Annotated in this window: 18 protein-coding genes and 1 pseudogene; 14 read left to right on the top strand and 5 right to left on the bottom strand. The window is 37.7% G+C overall.

Going from position 1 to position 18341, the window contains the following annotated elements:
* Positions 1-111: 111 nt before the first annotated feature.
* Complete coding sequence (locus J7J00_RS09265; RefSeq protein ID WP_214790090.1) at positions 112-1278, top strand: MGDG synthase family glycosyltransferase; 1167 nt, start codon at positions 112-114, stop codon at positions 1276-1278.
* 214 nt (positions 1279-1492) lie between these two features.
* On the opposite strand, the gene J7J00_RS09260 is transcribed toward J7J00_RS09265, so the two are convergent.
* Entirely contained in the window at positions 1493-2419 is a 927-nt protein-coding gene (locus J7J00_RS09260; protein WP_214790088.1) for a helix-turn-helix transcriptional regulator, read from the bottom strand.
* A gap of 148 nt (positions 2420-2567) precedes the next feature.
* Between J7J00_RS09260 and modA the strand changes: the two genes are divergently transcribed.
* Positions 2568-3371, top strand: coding sequence for a molybdate ABC transporter substrate-binding protein (gene modA / locus J7J00_RS09255; RefSeq protein WP_214790086.1), 804 nt, complete (start codon positions 2568-2570; stop codon positions 3369-3371).
* 230 nt (positions 3372-3601) lie between these two features.
* On the opposite strand, the gene J7J00_RS09250 is transcribed toward modA, so the two are convergent.
* Positions 3602-4384, bottom strand: a complete 783-nt coding sequence (locus tag J7J00_RS09250) for a COG4705 family protein (RefSeq protein ID WP_214790084.1) — start codon at positions 4382-4384, stop codon at positions 3602-3604.
* Positions 4385-4746: 362 nt separating this feature from the next.
* Between J7J00_RS09250 and J7J00_RS09245 the strand changes: the two genes are divergently transcribed.
* From J7J00_RS09245 to J7J00_RS09200, 10 genes and pseudogenes are all read left to right on the top strand, one after another.
* The gene (locus tag J7J00_RS09245) at positions 4747-5445 is read left to right on the top strand and encodes a response regulator transcription factor (RefSeq protein WP_214790082.1); all 699 of its coding nucleotides are present in this window, start codon (positions 4747-4749) and stop codon (positions 5443-5445) included.
* 3 nt (positions 5446-5448) lie between these two features.
* Positions 5449-6810, top strand: coding sequence for a sensor histidine kinase (locus J7J00_RS09240; RefSeq protein WP_214790080.1), 1362 nt, complete (start codon positions 5449-5451; stop codon positions 6808-6810).
* 69 nt (positions 6811-6879) lie between these two features.
* Positions 6880-7584 carry a polysaccharide deacetylase family protein gene (locus J7J00_RS09235; protein ID WP_309487153.1) on the top strand — a complete coding sequence of 235 codons (705 nt, stop codon included), beginning with the start codon at positions 6880-6882 and terminating at the stop codon, positions 7582-7584.
* An 18-nt stretch (positions 7585-7602) separates the two neighbouring features.
* Positions 7603-8202, top strand: a complete 600-nt coding sequence (locus J7J00_RS09230) for a DedA family protein (RefSeq protein WP_214790078.1) — start codon at positions 7603-7605, stop codon at positions 8200-8202.
* 259 nt (positions 8203-8461) lie between these two features.
* Positions 8462-9628: an MGDG synthase family glycosyltransferase gene (locus J7J00_RS09225; protein WP_214790076.1), complete on the top strand. Its 1167-nt coding sequence runs from the start codon at positions 8462-8464 to the stop codon at positions 9626-9628.
* A gap of 173 nt (positions 9629-9801) precedes the next feature.
* Entirely contained in the window at positions 9802-10404 is a 603-nt protein-coding gene (uptA, locus tag J7J00_RS09220; RefSeq protein WP_214790074.1) for an undecaprenyl phosphate transporter UptA, read from the top strand.
* Positions 10405-10967: 563 nt separating this feature from the next.
* A pseudogene (locus tag J7J00_RS09215) lies at positions 10968-11129 on the top strand (GNAT family N-acetyltransferase); the annotation flags it as partial.
* A 182-nt stretch (positions 11130-11311) separates the two neighbouring features.
* The gene (locus tag J7J00_RS09210) at positions 11312-11659 is read left to right on the top strand and encodes a hypothetical protein (protein ID WP_309487152.1); all 348 of its coding nucleotides are present in this window, start codon (positions 11312-11314) and stop codon (positions 11657-11659) included.
* Positions 11660-11720: 61 nt separating this feature from the next.
* Positions 11721-12221, top strand: a complete 501-nt coding sequence (locus J7J00_RS09205; RefSeq protein ID WP_214790070.1) for a hypothetical protein — start codon at positions 11721-11723, stop codon at positions 12219-12221.
* Between the two features lie 141 nt (positions 12222-12362).
* Complete coding sequence (locus tag J7J00_RS09200; protein WP_214790134.1) at positions 12363-12872, top strand: GrpB family protein; 510 nt, start codon at positions 12363-12365, stop codon at positions 12870-12872.
* 118 nt (positions 12873-12990) lie between these two features.
* On the opposite strand, the gene J7J00_RS09195 is transcribed toward J7J00_RS09200, so the two are convergent.
* From J7J00_RS09195 to kduI, 3 genes are all read right to left on the bottom strand, one after another.
* Positions 12991-13998, bottom strand: coding sequence for a LacI family DNA-binding transcriptional regulator (locus J7J00_RS09195; protein ID WP_214790068.1), 1008 nt, complete (start codon positions 13996-13998; stop codon positions 12991-12993).
* A 184-nt stretch (positions 13999-14182) separates the two neighbouring features.
* Positions 14183-14959 (bottom strand): 2-dehydro-3-deoxy-D-gluconate 5-dehydrogenase KduD, encoded by a 777-nt coding sequence (gene kduD / locus J7J00_RS09190; protein ID WP_214790066.1) that lies wholly within the window; start codon positions 14957-14959, stop codon positions 14183-14185.
* A gap of 47 nt (positions 14960-15006) precedes the next feature.
* Positions 15007-15837, bottom strand: coding sequence for a 5-dehydro-4-deoxy-D-glucuronate isomerase (gene kduI / locus J7J00_RS09185; RefSeq protein WP_214790132.1), 831 nt, complete (start codon positions 15835-15837; stop codon positions 15007-15009).
* A gap of 299 nt (positions 15838-16136) precedes the next feature.
* Here kduI and J7J00_RS09180 point away from each other — a divergent pair, with 299 nt between their 5' ends.
* A complete protein-coding gene (locus tag J7J00_RS09180; RefSeq protein WP_214790064.1) occupies positions 16137-17102 on the top strand; it encodes a sugar kinase in 966 nt (321 codons plus the stop codon).
* 84 nt (positions 17103-17186) lie between these two features.
* Positions 17187-18212, top strand: a complete 1026-nt coding sequence (locus J7J00_RS09175; protein ID WP_214790062.1) for a 2-keto-3-deoxygluconate permease — start codon at positions 17187-17189, stop codon at positions 18210-18212.
* Positions 18213-18341 lie beyond the last annotated feature (129 nt).

The following is an 18341-nucleotide window of genomic DNA, read 5'->3' as shown; positions in this document are numbered from 1 at the left end:
TTATAAACCGTTGGAAATGAAAAAGGACTTGTTCAACGATATTTTATGAGGAAGATATCATGTGCTATATATTTTCGTATTTTTAGAATGATTTCTTAGGAGATGACACATATGAAGAAGATTTTGTTTTTACCTCTCTTTCGAATGCAGTCGGGACATCATCAAGTTGCAGAGGCATTAATGGATATGTTAAAAAAGCATTCAAATGGGATTACTTATAAAAAAATCGATCTAATCAGTTATACCAATACTTCTCTAGAAAAATTCATCGCAAGCAGTTATCTAACATGGATCCGTTATGCGCCGGAAACCTATAATCTTGCCTATAAGAATCTGTTTTATGTGCACTCGCCAAAGGAACGGATATTTAAATGGTATCAGCAATTATTCATGAATAAGCTGGAACAATTGATAGCAGAGGAAGAGCCTGATTTAATTGTGTGCACACACGGCTTCCCTTCCTATCTTTTGAGTCAGCTAAAGATGAAAGGGAAGTGCAGCACACCGGTAATAAATGTGTACACGGACTTCTTCATTAATAATGTGTGGGGAAGCGAAGGAATAGATGCCCATTTTCTTCCTAGTCGAGAAGTGAAAGAGAAGCTGATGAGCAAGCGTCAAATACCAAAACAAACGATGATGGTCACTGGCATTCCCGTGCACGAGGAAATCACTAAAAATGCTTCTGTACAAAAAAACACAGAACGGCCCAAAATTTTGATATCCGGAGGAAATAGCGGTCTGGGAGGGATTTTGAACTTAGGTGATGAGTTAAAGACTTCAACCGACTTTGATTATTTAGTTCTTTGCGGAAATAACAACAAGCTGTATGAAGAAATCGAAACATGGAACTTACCTCATATCAAACCATTGCCTTATATCTCATCAAGGTCTGAAATGAATAGGCTTTATGAAGAGGTTGACGCAATCGTTACTAAACCCGGCGGTGTCACGATTAGCGAAGCATTGCGAAAAAGGCTTCCCATTTTTGTTCACTCTAGGCTTCCGGGGCAGGAGGAAATTAATCTGCAGTATTTAAAACAACAAGGACTTGTATTTAAACTTAATCAGAAAAAGCCTTTTGAAAAACAATTGCTGAGTATATTGAAAGATCAGAAAAAAATGAAAAAGTGGAGCACATCCATAGAATCCTATCATAAGGAAATAGAGTTGGAGAAACCTGAGGGAATAGTGGAGGTCATGAAATTGATCCTTAACCTTGATCAAAATGGTACGCCTTCCTATCTAGCTCGACAGCCCAAACTCCTTTATAGCTGAGATGTATTGTGTTCCCCGTAAGAAAAGGCTTCTTATGCTAGTCTTCTATTAGGAACTGCCAAAGATATATGAAAAGAAGAACCCGAAAAAAGGCATTCAAAGTGGGGTGACTTCAAATGGAATCGTTTGAAATGAAAAACGGTATGTGGGAAATCATTGAACATGGCTTGATGCATACGTAACAGGAAGGCTGCTGAATCAGTAGCCTTCCTGTTTAATATGTCTCGTAAATGATAGAGCCTGTCTGAGAAATATCATAATCGCCTAAAGCTTTGATTTCAGCTTGAAATGGATCCGATGATAAAATCCGCTTAACAACGCTTATGAGCTCTTCGTTTTTCGGAGATTTTAAAATAACTAGGTCATAACGTTCTGTAATCAATGGGACAAAGTCAACTCCAACGATTTTTGCAGCTTTTTCAATTCCCACACCCACATCCGCTTTCCCCGCAGAAACCGCTGAAGCCACACTTAAGTGGTTGGTCTCTTCGTTTTCATATCCCTTAAGATCTTTAGAAGATATTCTGTGAATCCTTAGCTGCTCATCAAGAAGAATTCGTGCTCCCGATCCTCTTTCCCGATTGATGATGGCCAAGTCTTTATGTTTTAAATCAGTCCAATTTGTGAGGCCAAAGGGATTTCCCTTTTTAACGTATAAACCAGCTTTCCTTGAAACAAGATTAAGTAAAATATAAGGATAACCGACCAAAATCTTTTTTATATAAGGAAGATTATATTCCCCAGTATCTCCATCAAACATATGCAAACTAACGATGTCGGAATCCCCATTGTACATGGATATAAGACCGCTTAGACTTCCTGTGTTAGCTCGTAATGTTTTATAGCTGGAGTGCTTTTGAATGTGCTGACCTAGTATATCCAACACCATGTCTTGCCCGCTTATGACAAGGTTAAGGGAATCCTTCACTTCGTTCCCAGGGGGTTCGGCAACAGGAGCAGGGGATGTACTGGATTTATGGTTATTAATATACAACTCCAAGTCTTTTGCATCCATTCTCATCTGTCTTCCCACTCGGAATACTGGGAGTTCCCCTTTTTTAACAAGATCATAAATTGTCAATTTAGAAACCTTTAAAAGCTGCGCCACTTCCTCGATTGTATAGGAAAGCTCTTTTGACATGTGCATCCCTCCGTTCTTTATTGTATCTTAGAGTCCTTAAAAAAGTAAATTCACAGCAAAAAGGGCATTGATTAAAACCTTTTATACGACTTATACTAGTTATAATTAGATATAACTAGTTATAACAAGTGAGGAAGGAAGAGGGACTTTGAAAAAAATATACCTTATGATTTTTTCGATTATGATGCTTGTGATAGTGGGGACAGGGTGTTCAAGTGATGAAGAAAAAAGCGCAGAAAAGCAGACGCAACAAGCTGACGAGAAAGTGGAACTGACGATTTCGGCAGCTGCAAGTTTGCAAGATTCCTTAAATGATATAAAGAAGTCTTTTGAAAAAGAGAATGCAAATGTGAAAGTTCATTATAACTATGGAGCCTCTGGAGCGCTTCAGCAGCAGATATCCCAAGGAGCACCTGTTGACCTGTTTTTCTCAGCTGCAGAAGATAAATTTGATAAATTAGTAGATGAAAATTTGATTGAAGAGAAAAATGGAATCGACTTAGTAGGAAATGAACTTGTGCTGGTGGTTCCAAAGGAATCAGATAAAGAAATCAAGAGAATAGATGACATCACAAAGGCTACCAAAATTTCCATCGGTACCCCTGAGTCAGTACCGGCAGGACAATATGCAAAGCAAACATTAGAAAAACTAAACCTCTGGAAAGAGATTGAAGGAAAACTGGTCTATGCTAAGGATGTTCGTCAAGTGCTTACATATGTAGAAACAGGAAATGTGGACGCAGGACTTGTTTATAAAACAGATGCCTTAAGCTCAGAAAAAGTAGAAATCGTTTCTGTGGCTGATAAAGACTTGCACGATCCTATTATCTATCCGGTAGGTGTGATTAAGGAAAGTTCGCATCCTAAAGAAGCCCAACTATTTTATGAGTATCTCCAAAACAAAGATTCAAAGAAGGTTTTTGAAAAATACGGATTTGAAAATTTGAATTAATGCCGCAGTTTTGTAAAATAAAGATAAAATTCATTCTATAACAAAGGCCACCAATTTGGTGGCCTTTTCTTTTGTGCGTCTTGCATGGGTGCAATCTATAGGGTGAAACCTGAATATGAAAGCTATATCAAGTAAATGTAGCAGATAGATCGGGGAAAGATTGTCCTTTTTCCCGGAGGTCTGTAACCTGTTCAGTGACGGACAGCTGAATTATCAGAACTGACCTACCTCTACTCCACAACTTTGCTCTCATCTTTTCTTGTTTTGGTCAAATAGAATACCAAGCCTAAGATAATTGTGAGGAAGATCAAACTGGTTCCCGTCGTACCTAGACCAAGGCCTCCCTTATCACGAGGTTGTGACAGATAGTCGCCAAGAGAGGCGCCGAGAGGACGAGTCAAGATGTAGGCGATCCAGAAGGAAAGCACTGTATTTAGTTTGAAACCGTAGTGGGCGATGGTCACCACCCCAATCAATGCCGCAAACATAAGTGCTGACTTCCAATAGCCCATGCTGAGACCTTCTGCTATGAGATCACCAGCTGCGGTACCCAAGGCGAAGGTGAACAAGATGGCCAACCAGTAGAACGTTTCTCGTTTGGATGTGTAGATAGAGTGAATGGACAGTGTCTTCTCACTCGCATACCAAGCCGCAAACGTCGCAAGCATCGCAACTGTGAAGATGATGGTTGTGGTCACCAGACTGACCCCAAGATTGTCCACGAGGTTGTCGGTAATTAGCGTGCCTACAACGCTAATCATCACTACCGTAAACCAGTAAATCCTTGGCACATACTTACTCGCTTTGAATTGGAAGAAAAGCGTTATGATCAAAAGGACACTCATGATTAAAGTTGTGTTGGTCAAGCCCAATTTCAGATTTCCAATCAGGAAGTCTGCGGCCGTCTCGCCCACAGTGGTTGCCATTATTTTGATGATCCAGAAGTAAATGATGACTTCAGGAACCTTGTTCAACATCTGACGCCCGATGGATGGGCTTTTTGTATCATTCATTTATGAATCCTCCTTATCTTCTTTTGTTTTATTTCGTTTTCGATAAAACCTTATTGGATAGTTCTTTTGTTCGATATATTCACCATATCAAGTCAACCTTAACGCAACTTGAAAAAAGGATTAAAAATCAATTAAAAGGCGAAATTAAAAGCAAAATAATGCTAAATTGTAGAAAGAGCATTTCAATAATTAGTAAAAGCGAGTAAAATGCAGGACTTTGGAGCAAATATAGAAGGGTATTGAATTATAAGCGGACGACAATTTTCTGTATTTAGGATGGAACGAATATTCCTAGCTAAATTCGATAAATACATGTGGATGTGGCTTCCTTTCCATATTGCATTCAAGTAGGAGGGTTTTAAATGAAACAGCGTATTTTGGTTGTAGAAGATGAAGTCCAGATAGCAACGATATTAAAGATAGAACTCGAGTACGAAGGGTATGAAGTGCTTGTGGCCCATACTGGTAAAGCGGGATTGGAAACTGCATTACAGGGGAAATTAGATTTAATACTTTTAGATGTTATGTTACCTGAGATGAATGGTATTGAAGTTTTAAGAAGAATACGAAATGAGAACACCTTACTGCCAATCATCCTATTAACAGCTCGTAATATTACGATGGATAAGGTGACGGGACTAGATCAGGGAGCCAATGACTATATAACGAAGCCTTTTGAAATCGAGGAGTTATTGGCAAGAATACGTTCTTGTATTCGTCAGAATTCAATAGCTGCCAAAGCTTCAAAAGTAGAGGAATCGATCTTATCAATTAAGGATCTATTCATTAATCTCGATACTAGGGAGGTTAACAGGGGCGATTTTTCTATAGCGTTAACCCCGAAGGAATTTGATTTACTCGTTTATTTACTATCCAATAAAAATAAAATAGTGACACGAGAAAATATCTTGATTAATGTATGGGGTTATGAGTATGAGGGGGAGACCAATGTAATTGATGTGTATATCCGTCATTTAAGAAAGAAAACGGAAGAAGGTTTTTCTGATCCAACGATTATTCAGACGGTAAGAGGAATTGGCTATACAGTGAGGGAGAATTAAGTAATGAAAATTACTACAAAAATTAACCTGATCACGACTGCTTGGATACTCTGTGTGTTGGTTGCCGTTAATGCAGTTGTATTTATTTCTTTTATGAAAATTACTGTAAATATGGAAGAGGATATATTAGTTCACAAAGCGCAAAATATTATTGCTGAAATTCAAAAGGATGATTCTCCTCAAGAGATAGAAAAAAAATTAACAACATATTTAACGAATCATTCATTTATACGGATCATTCAACCTGATTCTCAAATTAGTAGTGAAGTAACCAGTGACCATTATTTGATTACCAAATTTAAAGGAGAATTTTCAAGCGAACAAGAATCGCAAAGAAGTACAATTAGACAAGCTCATAAAGAAGAGCAAATATTAATTGTTAGGGTTCCTATCCTATCTAAAGGTAAAGTTGTTGAAACTTTAGAAATTGGAGATAGATTACTAGGACTGGAATTAGGGAAGGATGTATTACTTTCCATTTTGACATTTTGTACGCTATTAGGGGCGGGGTTATCGTTGCTAGGCGGCAGGTGGTTATCGAATGTAATTATGAGACCTATTTCCAATATGATTAATACGATGGAGGATATTGAACAAAGCGGTATACCAAAAAAAATCATCATTCAACATGAAACAAAGGATGAACTGCAAAAAATGGCTGTTACATTCAATCGGATGATGGGCAGATTGGATGCAAATTTGGATAAACAGAAACAATTTATTTCGGATGCTTCTCATGAAATAAAGACCCCGCTTACGATTATAAAAAGTTATGCTGATCTACTGCGAAGACGTCGTATACAAAACGAAGAGAAAGCACTTGATGTTATAAATGTAATTCATTCAGAGGCAACCCGTATACAGAAAATGACGGAAAGGCTGCTAGAATTAGCCGATACAGAATTGGAAAATACTTTAGATTATAAATCATTGAATGTAATAACTTTATGTCAGAACGTGTTTAATCAATTCAAAGAAGTCTATGATCGGGAAATAGATTTTCATTATCAAGAAGATTCCATTATGGTTATAGCAGATGAATTGAAGATAAAACAGGTGATCATTATCCTTTTAGATAACGCAATCAAATATAGTGCAGACAAAATTGATGTGTATGTAAAGGATCAGTTATACTCTACGGTCATTAGGGTAAAAGATTATGGGATTGGAATACCTGAGAATGAAATAGAAAATATCTTCGAACGTTTTTACCGGGTGGATAAGGCTAGAAGCCGGGAGACAGGTGGAACAGGGCTAGGTTTGTCGATAGCCAAAAACATAATGAATCAACATAATGGGGAAATTAAAGTGGTTAGTACCGATGGAAAAGGAACAGAGGTGGTATTGTCCTTACCCAAAAGGTAATCTGCTACTTGCTAAATGATTAAGCAGGCGCAAGATAATTTGCCGCTAAATACAAGAATGAGGTGTTCTGTGAGTGACACTAATATGATGATTAGCTTGAGTATCTTATTATTGCTATTTCTCGTTTATACGATTGTCCCAACGGTATTTATTCGTGTATGCGGACTGGGCATAACCAAAAATATCAAGAGGAATAATAGGATAGCCCTAACTTTTGATGATGGACCTAACCCTGAATATACGACACAATTACTTGACCTTTTAAAAAGGTATAAGATAAAGGGTTCGTTTTTTGTTGTGGGCAGTAAAGTGAAAAATAACCCTGATATCATTAAACGAATGCATGAAGAAGGACATACAATTGGAATCCATCATTTTGATCATATTTCAAGCTGGGTCCTTTCGCCATTTCATTTAAGGAAACAGTTAGATATGACTGAAAAGGCCATAATGGAATGTACCCATGAAAAAGTCACTTTTTACAGACCTCCATGGGGCCATTTTAATATTTTTACGCAAATTGCCAGTAAGAAATTTCAAGTGATCATGTGGTCAGACATTTTCGGAGATTGGAAAGTGGAAACATGCAAAAATGACCTACTTGATCAATTGCGAAAAACGTCAACAAAAGGTTCCATTCTCCTGCTCCATGACTGTGGGGAAACCTTGGGGGCGGATAAAGAAGCACCTCGATATATGATTGAAGCCTTGGAAGTTTACCTACAAGAAACAATAAAAAAGGGAACACAATTTATTACATTAAAAGACTTATAAACTGATTCGGGGGATTTTATGAATATAGATAGTATCTTACATTTTATTGACTTATATGGCTATCTTATCATTTTTCTTTTTTTATTCATGGGCATTGTGGGAATTCCCGCCCCAGAAGAATCTCTTCTATTTCTCATCGGAGTCTTGATTGGACAAAATAAGCTCTCTTTTGGTTTAGCAGCGCTGAGTGCATTCCTTGGAGCCTTTATAGGAATGCTTATCGCTTATGTATGTGGGAAATACGTTGGGTATCATTTTATAAATAAATTTGGAAAATACGTGGGCATTACAAATGATCGCTGGGAGAAAGTACAGGGAAAGTATATGAAAAATGTCCAAAAAACAATTGTGTTTGGATTTTATTTACCAGGAATAAGACAAATTAGTCCGTATTTTGCAGGAATCAATCATATCCCCTTCTGTAAATTTCTCCTCTTTTCCCTGTTAGGCACGGTTCTCTGGACTGTCCCTTTTATAGTGGCAGGGTATTATATGGGCAATGCCTTTCATATAAATCCGGAATATGTTCCACTTTTAGGTGTCGTATTCATAGTTTTTTTATTGATATACGTTTCTATCAATTATATGAAAAAGAAAAAAAAGAATGCCCAAAAATAGGGTCCACTTCGTAAGGATGATTCCCGTCCCGATTGGAATAACCAGTTTCTACAATTGGTTTTCTAATCGGGCTATTTAGTTTAGAGAAGGGGACTTAAGATAGCTTGAACGTATCATTAAAAATTGATTAAAAAGAAAGCTTTTAACAAAATCAGTGATATATTGTAAGAGGAAAAAAGCTCTTGAACATGCAAATAGTCTTTTTTCTTAGTATGTAATCATCGTATTAAAAGAATGATTTCTATAGGAGATGACATATATGAAGAAAATTTTGTTTTTACCTCTCTTTCGCATGCAGTCAGGACATCATCAAGTTGCAGAGGCCTTAATGGATATGTTAAAAAAACATACAAACGGAGTTACTTTGAAAAAAGTGGATCTGTTAAGTTATACAAGTAACTCTTTAGAAAAAATGATAACAACTGGGTATTTAAAATGGATCCGTTATGCACCTGAAACCTATAATCTCGCCTATAAAAACCTTTTTTACGTTTCCTTGCCGAAGGAACGTTCCTTTAAATGGTATCAATATATATTCTTGAAGAAAATGGAACAATTGATAGCGGAGGAAAAGCCAGATTTAATTGTGTGTACACACGGGTTCCCTTCCTATCTTTTAAGCCAGTTGAAAATAAAAGGGAAATGCAATATCCCAATTATCAACGTGTATACGGATTTTTTTATTAATAATGTGTGGGGAAGTAAGGGGATTGATTTTCATTTTCTTCCTACCCAGGAATTGAAAGAAAAGCTAATAATCAAGAATCAAATACCGAAACATAGTATGATGGTAACTGGTATTCCTGTGCATGAGGAAATCACTAAAAGAGCCCGTGTATTAAAAAACGCAGATCGCCCCAAAATTTTAATCTCAGGAGGAAATAGTGGCCTGGGTGGGATATTGAATTTAGCTGATGAGTTAAAGAAATCAACTGACTTTGATTATTATGTACTTTGTGGTAACAACAAAAAGCTATATGATGCAATAGATACATGGGATTTAGCTCATATTAACCCATTACCCTATATCTCTTCAAGGTTAGAAATGAACAAACTTTATGAAGAAGTGGACGCAATCGTTACGAAACCCGGCGGTGTCACCATTAGTGAAGCACTTCAGAAAAGGCTACCGATTTTTGTTCATTCAATGCTTCCAGGACAGGAGGAAATAAATCTACAGTATTTAAAAGACCATAAACTTGTATTTGAACTCAATCACAATTTACCATTTGAAAAACAAATACTCAGTATTTTAAAGGACCATAAAAAAATGGATCAGTGGGAAATATCCATCGAATCTTATCAAAAGGAAATAGAGTTGGAAAAAACTGAGGGAATGGTGGATGTAATGAAATTGATCCTTAACCTTAAACAAGCAAGTAAGCCGTCATATCTAACCAATCAGTCAAAAGTAATTTATAGCTAGGGGTAATTCAGTTCCAGTAACATGATGTTAAAATTATCTGTTCTGTATTTAATGAATCTTTAATCAGCAGCAATTTGTAGTGGGCGCCATTGGGTGATCTACAAGGGGAATTATCAACAACGGTCGAGATTTTTTTAAGGGAAAAGCTGAAAATGAAAGAGGGAAGCTGATTTATGAACGACTTTATCCAATCTATCCTACTTACACTTATGGATTATGGGTACCTTGGAATTACCCTCGGTCTTATGATTGAAATCATTCCTAGTGAAATTGTATTATCTTATGGAGGCTTTTTGGTATCCCAAGGAAACATCAGTTTTGTAGGGGCGGTTATTGCCGGAACAATTGGTGGAACCATCGCTCAGATCTTTGTTTATTTAATCGGATATTATGGTGGAAGACCATTTTTAGAACGATACGGAAAGTATATTTTCATACACAAGAAACATATTGAGCTATCGGAATCTTGGTTTACTAACTATGGACCAAGTGTCATTTTTACGGCTCGGTTCATTCCGGTTGTCAGACATGCTATTTCGATACCAGCAGGGATTTCTAAAATGTCTTTAATAAAATTCACGAATTATACGCTACTAGCCGTACTTCCATGGTCTGTGCTTTTTGTATTTCTCGGGATGAAGTTAGGAAGCAATTGGGGACAGATTAATGAGATGGCCAAGCCCTATATCCAGCCAATCGCAGTAGTTGCGGTTCTTATTATTGCAGGAATGTTCATTCGCGGGTACATGAAAAAAAAGAAAAACAAAGTTTTATGAAGTTTATGGATTTAAGGGAGGGTTGTTATGAAACATAATCGGATACTTACAAAAGCCTTTATAACAACAGGAACCGAACCGATAAACGTGAAAAACTTCACAACGAATCATCGATATTGACGGTAATAGCTTTCCAAGGGGACATTCGATGGAAGCAGTTGGGTTTTATAATATGAATTAATTAAAAAGACCACCAATTTGGTGGTCTTTTTTTATAATTTATGGGGAAATAGATTGGTATTTCTTCCTTTATTTTGAAACTTTATCATCCGTAATCCGTATATGATGTGAACGATAGTAGTGAAAGGGAGAAATCAAGAAAGCCACATTTAAGAAAACACCATTTGAAATGGATGGGGTTAACGGTCGTTGTTAGGTTTCCTCATAATATTAAGATTCTTTTATTTGTAAATTTGATTAAGGGAAGGAATATAGAAGCAATAGAATACTTATAAATAGTATAGAAAATGTATTAGTAATATTTTTTAATAGGACAAATATTCAAATGGCAATGGAACTACTTACCTAACATGTACTAGCCCTTAGAAAGGATGCTTTCATTCATGAAAATAAGGAAACCAACTGATTATGAACTTCAAAAGGTTGTATCACTTTCGCCACAAGCTGTTTTTGACGGCACATTAGGTGAAGTGAAGCCAACTAATCAAAAAATCAAACAACTTGTTGAACCACTGCTTGCAAAAGGGAGTTATTATGTCATTGCGATGAGTTTGCCGTTATGACTCTTTCAGTGGATGTTTCGCAATAGAGGAATATGTACTTGGAGGATTGCTTAGTTGACTATGGGCTGATAATCCTGATAAAAAAGCAGATTTATTACATAAAAAAGGATAGTAAAAAGCTTTTATCTATTAGTGTTAGACCTATTTACAGGGGGGATAAAAAAGTGAATGAAGCAATAATTAGTTTTCTTATTATTGTAATGTTGATCATTGCATTCACATACGGTCTCATAAGACAAATACGGCAAATAGTTAGTATCAGAAAAGGAAATAAATCAGATTATGTTCATTACAAAAGAACAGTAGTTGGAAACTATCTGAGTTGCATTTCATATGCAGGTTTTCTTATTGCCTATATCTTAAATGTACTTCTTGCATCACGTATTATACCTAGTGTATTTTTTACAAGTGATAACACCAGTTTCAGTTGTTTTACTTTTTTTGCCTTACTATTGATTGCGAAATTTGGAATTATTCCTAATGATTCCAAACAGGGGGATTTACAGAATTGATGATGTCAGAGGATGTTCAATATTCTTGTGAATACAAATACGTAATTAAGAAAGAGGAAATATGAAAAAAATTCCGCTAACACTATTAATCATCGGAATATCCATTACCTTTGTCTTAAGCTTTGCCATGCCAGAGTTGGCAGGCAAAGTAAAAAACGATATAAGCTCTATGAAAATCCTATACTCCTACAGCGTTACAAAGTCATTCTTGGAACAAACCGAAGAAACAATCGAAATGGCATCTGTACCTCTGGGTAAAGTAAAGACCCAAGATGTTAATATCCGCACAGATGTTCAGCTTGAAGAAACACCACTGAATATTCAGGGTGTAGTGAAGGAAAACCTAAACAAGCCAGAAGAGTACAAACACGAAGTCACCTTAACTGGCCCCGAAAAAGGGTTTACATATCGGAAATATTATCTTACCAAAAATTACGATAAAGGAACTTACACAGTTATACGGACTAATAAAATAACTGGAAAAGAAAAGGAGTATGCCGGAACGTACTATGAACCGAGTACTCAGGATCCTATCATCGCGTGGTCACGTGACAAAAAGTAAAAAAGGTATGTGATTAGATGACAGCTCTTATTACTACGCTTATCCCATTATTACAATAGATAAAAACGATAGTCTAAAACAAGACCCCCATTCTAGGGGATTTTTTAATTGAACATGATTAACATGAAAGTTGGGGGAAAAATGGAAAAACCAGTTACGATTGAGAATTACAACCCTAATTGGGTTACTGAGTTCGAACAGGAAAAAGCAAAGATTAAGGAAGTCCTAAAGGACAAACCTATTTGTGTTGAGCACATTGGGAGTACCTCAATAAAAGATTTAGGCTCAAAACCAATTTTGGATATAATGGCAGGCGTTCAGCATTTAGATGAAGTGGACAAGTTTATTGATCCCTTAAAAACCATTGGCTATGAGTTTGTGGCACATAAGGAGTTTCCTGAAAGGCGTTTTTTTAGAAAAGGCCAATGGAGAGCGGGTACACACCATTTACATATCTACAAATTCGGAAGTGAAGAGTGGAATAATCATCTTTTATTTAGGGATTATCTAAGAATCCATCCTGATGCACGAAGACAATACCAGGAATTAAAATTATCCTTAGCTCAAAAGCATCCTGCAGATATAGCGGGGTACACGAAAGCGAAAGCACCATTTATATTAAATGTCATAAAATCAGCAAATGGCGGGTGACTTCCAAGGGGAAAGTTTGAGCCGTGTTTCGGTAAATTACCTGAAAGAAAATGGTTAGCTGTTCTGAAGGGAAATGGTAACGGCAGTTAATTTAAACTGCCGTTTTTTGTATGAGCAATTAACATGAACTTCGAACAATTAGTTCCGGGGCAAACCGGTAAGTAATGTACGGGGTCTGATTTGAATTAGTTATCCGGCTCAGTAATAACTCTGCTGTTTTAATTCCCATTTGCTGTATGGGTTGTCCAATTGTTGTGATGGATGGTTCATAAAACTCCGTATAAGCGACATCATCAATGCTGACAATGGCCACTTCCCCGGGAATCGAGACTTTTTGCTTTTTCAAATAGCTAAGGATTTCACGTAACACTAAATCATTTCCTGCCACTATGGCTGTTGGAGGTTTTTCTGCATCGAATATTTGGGCCATTTTTTCTTGAATTTGGTTTCTGGGTAAAGAATGAATATCATCTTCCCTGACTTCCAATTTATGAGATGCCATCGCTTTTTTAAATCCTTCGATTCTCTCCAACCTTGGTGTGATCGGGATATCAATCGGCAAGGTTAAAAACGCAATATTTTCGTGTCCTTTTTCAGCCAGCATGGAAACAGCTAAAAAGATTGCAGCATGATTGTCTAATAGAACGGAATCAGATGTAACTCCATCAACTAATCGATCAACGAATACCATTGGAATTGAATGATCGATCAAGTAATTATAGACTTTAAAATCATTTCCTACCGGAAAGATGATGATTCCATCTACTTGTGTAGAAACCAGCAAATCAAGGTATTCTTTTTCTTTCTCCGGATCATCGGCAGAGTCACATATGAATACCTTCATGCCATGCTGCTGAAGCTGTTCTTCTACGGTACGGATGATTTCGGTGGATAAAGTATGTAAAATATTTGCTACGAGAATGCCTATGACCTTTGTTTTTTTCACTTTTAAATTCCTGGCATTATCATTGGGCCGAAAATCAAGTTCTTGGATGACTTGCTCGATTCTGTCTTTTGTTTCAGCGCTCATATAACGAAAACGTTTGTTAATATATTGAGAAACCGTACTTTTGGAAACGCCAGCCTTCTCAGCAACATCTGATATGGTAGTTTTCTTTTTTTTCATGCTGTTCTCCTAAAGGATATTATTTCTTTGAAATAGATCGGGATACCTTCATCATAACAAAGGAGCATTACGATTCCAACGCCAGTTAGCAGATTTTGTTAAACATTGGATGTAAGAAACACCCTAAGCACTTTGGCTAAGGGTGTTAACCTTAAAATATCCATTTGCAACTCTTGATCAACGGTTAACGAACGAGCCAGCCTCCATCAACAGCGAGGATATGGCCATTCATATAGTCAGAGGCCTTGCTTGCAAGAAAAACGACTGTTCCCATGACATCAAAGGGTGTTCCCCATTTTTCAGCCGGGATCCTTGAGAGAATGTCTTTGTTTCTTGACTCATCTGCACGAAGCGCGGCAGTATTGGCCGTTTCAATATATCCTGGGGCAATCGCGTTTATTTGAATGTTTTTAGACGCCAATTCATTTGCGAATGCTTTAGTCAGCCCGGCAACGCCATGTTTACTCGCTGTATATGCCGGAACGAACTTACCTCCTTGGAATGTGAGCATCGAAGCGATATTAATGATTTTCCCGCTGCCTTGTTCAACCATTTCTTTGGCGACTAACTGACTAAGAAAATACAGGGAATTCAGGTTAATGTCCATTACCGCATTCCAATCTTCGTCTTTATATTCCAATAAAGGAGCTCGGCGAATTGTTCCTGCATTATTAACAAGGATATCGATTTTCCCGTATGCTTCAAGACAGCCTTTTACAATACCTTTAAGGCTGTCTTTATTCGTAAGTTCTGCTTGATAAAAGACTGCTTTTTGGCCGGTCGTTTCGATTAAATCCTTTGTTTTCTGCCAATTATCACCATGGGCAACGATAAAAACATCTGCACCTGCTTTTGCTAAAGCAACCGCATATCCTTGTCCTAATCCAGTATTTCCTCCTGTTACGATGGCAACTTTCCCTTTTAAACTGAAAAATTCCATTGAAAAATCCAGTAAATTCATCTTGTTTCCTCCATCCCCATATGGATTAGTAAACCACTCTTAGCATGTTACTTCATTTCTGAAATAGGAAAGTTATCCATATCCTCATATGTATAATTTTCTCCAGCCATTGCCCAAATAAATGTGTAGTTGCTTGTAGCGGAACCACTATGTATAGACCACGGAGGTGAAATGACAGCTTGTTCATTTTTCATTACAATATGCCTTGTTTCATCGGGTTCACCCATCATGTGGAACAAAATGGCATCTTCTGCTAAGTCAAAATACATATAAACTTCCACTCTGCGGTCATGAACATGAGGAGGCATGGAGTTCCAGACATTTCCTGGAGCCAATTCAGTCATTCCCATACACAGTTGGCAGCTTTGGATACCTTTTTCATGAATCATCCTGCGAATCGTCCGCTTATTTGCCGTTTCCTGTGACCCCATTTCATCTCCTTGCACTTCCTTGAATGCTACGTGTTGAATGGGGTAATTTTTATGTGCTGGAGCAGAGGCTAAATAAAATTTGGCGGGCTCGGAGTCTGAATCACTAGTGAAAATCAGCTCTTTACAACCTAATCCTATATACAGACAATCACGATTTTGAAGGGTATATACTTTCCCATCAACTGAGATCTTTCCTGATCCCCCTATATTAAATACACCTAATTCTCTTCGTTGAAGAAAATAATCAGCTTTTATGAAATCATGGCCCTCAAGCTTAACCTCTTTAGAAACAGGTTTGATTCCTCCTATGATGATCCTGTCATCAAGGGAATAGCATAAAGAAACGTCATCATCGAGAAATAAATTTTCCACTAAAAAGTTTTTGCGGATTTCACTTGTATCAAAGTGTTTGGCTTGTGACGGATGAATGGAATAACGTTTTTCCATATGCATATAAATAACCTCCTAGTTAGTAAAACGGTTTATTATGAATTTTCAAAAATGTTAGCGCTACCAATATTAAAAATATATATAATATTTTCCAATTAGTCAATATTAATAGAAAATTTTAGTAGGTAAAGAGGGGAAATATGATAAATACTAAGTTTTTATGAAGATTAAAAATAAAAAGATTAATATTGTTAAAAACTGGTTTATATGGTAATCTGACTTTATTGAAAAGAAAGCGCTTTCTTGTGGTTCTGGTTTACTAAACCACAATACACCTTTTTCAGGGGGAATTAGGAATGAAAGAATTAGATGTGATCACCTTTGGGGAACCGATGACCATGTTCTATGCAAATGAAGTACAGCCCTTACATGAAGTTAAATCCTTTTCCCGAGCGATTGCGGGAGCAGAATCAAACGTAGCTTGCGGATTGGCGCGTCTTGATTTAGATGTTGCTTATATGACGAAACTTGGCAACGACAGTTTCGGTAAGTTCATCATCGGAGAATTGAATAAAGAAAAAGTCGACACGACAGGTATCCGTTTTACAAGTGATCACCCGACAGGAATGCTAATCAAGTCTAAAGTGCTGGATGGAGACCCAGAAGTGGAATATTTCAGAAAAAATTCAGCAGCTTCCACTCTGGATATTGACGACTTCTCAGAAGAATATTTTCTGCAAGCTAAACATCTGCATGCAACAGGTATCCCATCCGCATTATCTGAAAGCTGCCATGAATTTACGGTTGCTGCCATGATATTTATGAAGAATCAAGGAAAAACCGTTTCATTTGACCCGAATTTACGGCCAAACCTATGGCCGGATAAACAAAAAATGGTTGATTGCATTAATCAGCTAGCTTACCTTTGTGATTTCTTTCTTCCAGGCATGTCTGAAGCGGAAGTTTTAACAGGACTCCAAACACCTGAGGAGGTGGCCGAATTTTATTTGAACAAAGGGGTTAAAATGATTGTCATCAAGCTTGGTGCAGAGGGAGCCTATTATAAAAATGCGAATGATGAAGGGTATATTAAAGGATTTGTACCCGAAAAAGTCGTTGATACAGTAGGGGCCGGCGATGGTTTTGCCGTCGGGGTGATCAGCGGCTTGCTTGAAGGTATATCCACGATGGAAACCGTTACTCGGGGTAATGCGATTGGCGCCCTGCAAGTCATGTCTCCTGGTGATATGGATGGTATGCCCAGCCGGAAAAAATTACAGGACTTTATTGAAAGTCAGAACAAACTTTTAAACGTTGAATGATCGATAACAGCAACCAGTTAACTCCACAACTAGACTTCCAATTACAAATAATCATAAATTTGATAATGAAGTGGAGAGATTGTGATGAGAATAAAAGCCGGAATAGAAAAAATCCCTGGTGGAATGATGGTTGTCCCTTTGTTCATAGGTGCTCTGATACATACTATTTTTCCAGACACAGCAACCTTCTTTGGCGGATTTACAGGTGCGATGCTAACAGGTACCGCATCGATATTAGCCGTTTTTTTCTTTTGTGTCGGAGCTACGATAGATGTTAAGCAATCCGGGTATATCGCAAGAAAAGGATTTACATTGCTTATCGGTAAAGTCGTATTTGCGGCATTATTAGGATATGGGGCAGCTTTACTGCTTCCAGAGAACGGGATTCAAACTGGTCTCTTTTCCGGTCTTTCGGTGTTAGTGCTGATAGCAGCTTTTAATGAAACGAATGGCGGTCTTTATACCGCACTCATGACAAAATTGGGAAGAACGGAAGATGCTGCTGCATTCCCGTTCATCAGTATTGAAAGCGGACCGTTCTTCACGATGATCATCCTCGGTGTTGGGGGCCTTGCAACGTTTCCATGGCAAACGATCGTCTCCACTTTGATTCCATTTGCAGTCGGTATGATTGTAGGGAATATCGATAAAGAATGCCGGGAATTCTTTGGACAGGCCGTACCGGTCCTTATCCCGTTCTTCGCACTGGCTCTAGGTTTCGGGTTGGATTTTGGCATGATCGTAAAATCCGGATTCATGGGTATTTTAATGGGTGTTGCCGTCGTCTTCCTTTCCGGAGGTGTCTTATATCTACTGGACCGCTACGTTACAGGTTCGGATGGTGTTGCTGGGGTCGCAGCATCCTCAACAGCGGGGGCCGCAGTCGCAGTGCCTTTCATTATTGCCGAGTTAAACCCGCAATTTGCTCCTGTAGCAGAATCGGCAACGGCAATCATCGCGACAAGTGTATTGGTGACAGCAATTCTAACACCCATGCTGACGATGTGGGTTGCAAAGAAACAAGAAGAAAGAGGGATTCCGCAGCGAAGAGGCATGAAACCAACTATTTTGAAGGATCCAACTGTGACCCCCATCCAAAAAGCGAAGTAAATCAAATAAAATGTAAACGTTATCTAAAAAGCAGCTGGGGTAATTATCCTGGCTGCTTTTTTGTGATACATGCACATTGGTGTTAAAATAAGGAAAAATAAAAAAGGAATATAAATGCCAATTCCTATC

The organism is Bacillus sp. ISL-4 (assembly GCF_018613275.1).
Taxonomy (GTDB): Bacteria; Bacillota; Bacilli; order Bacillales; family DSM-1321; genus Peribacillus; species Peribacillus simplex_E.
The sequence above is the reverse complement of the archived record's forward strand: the minus strand, read 5'-3'. Positions and strand labels throughout refer to the sequence as shown.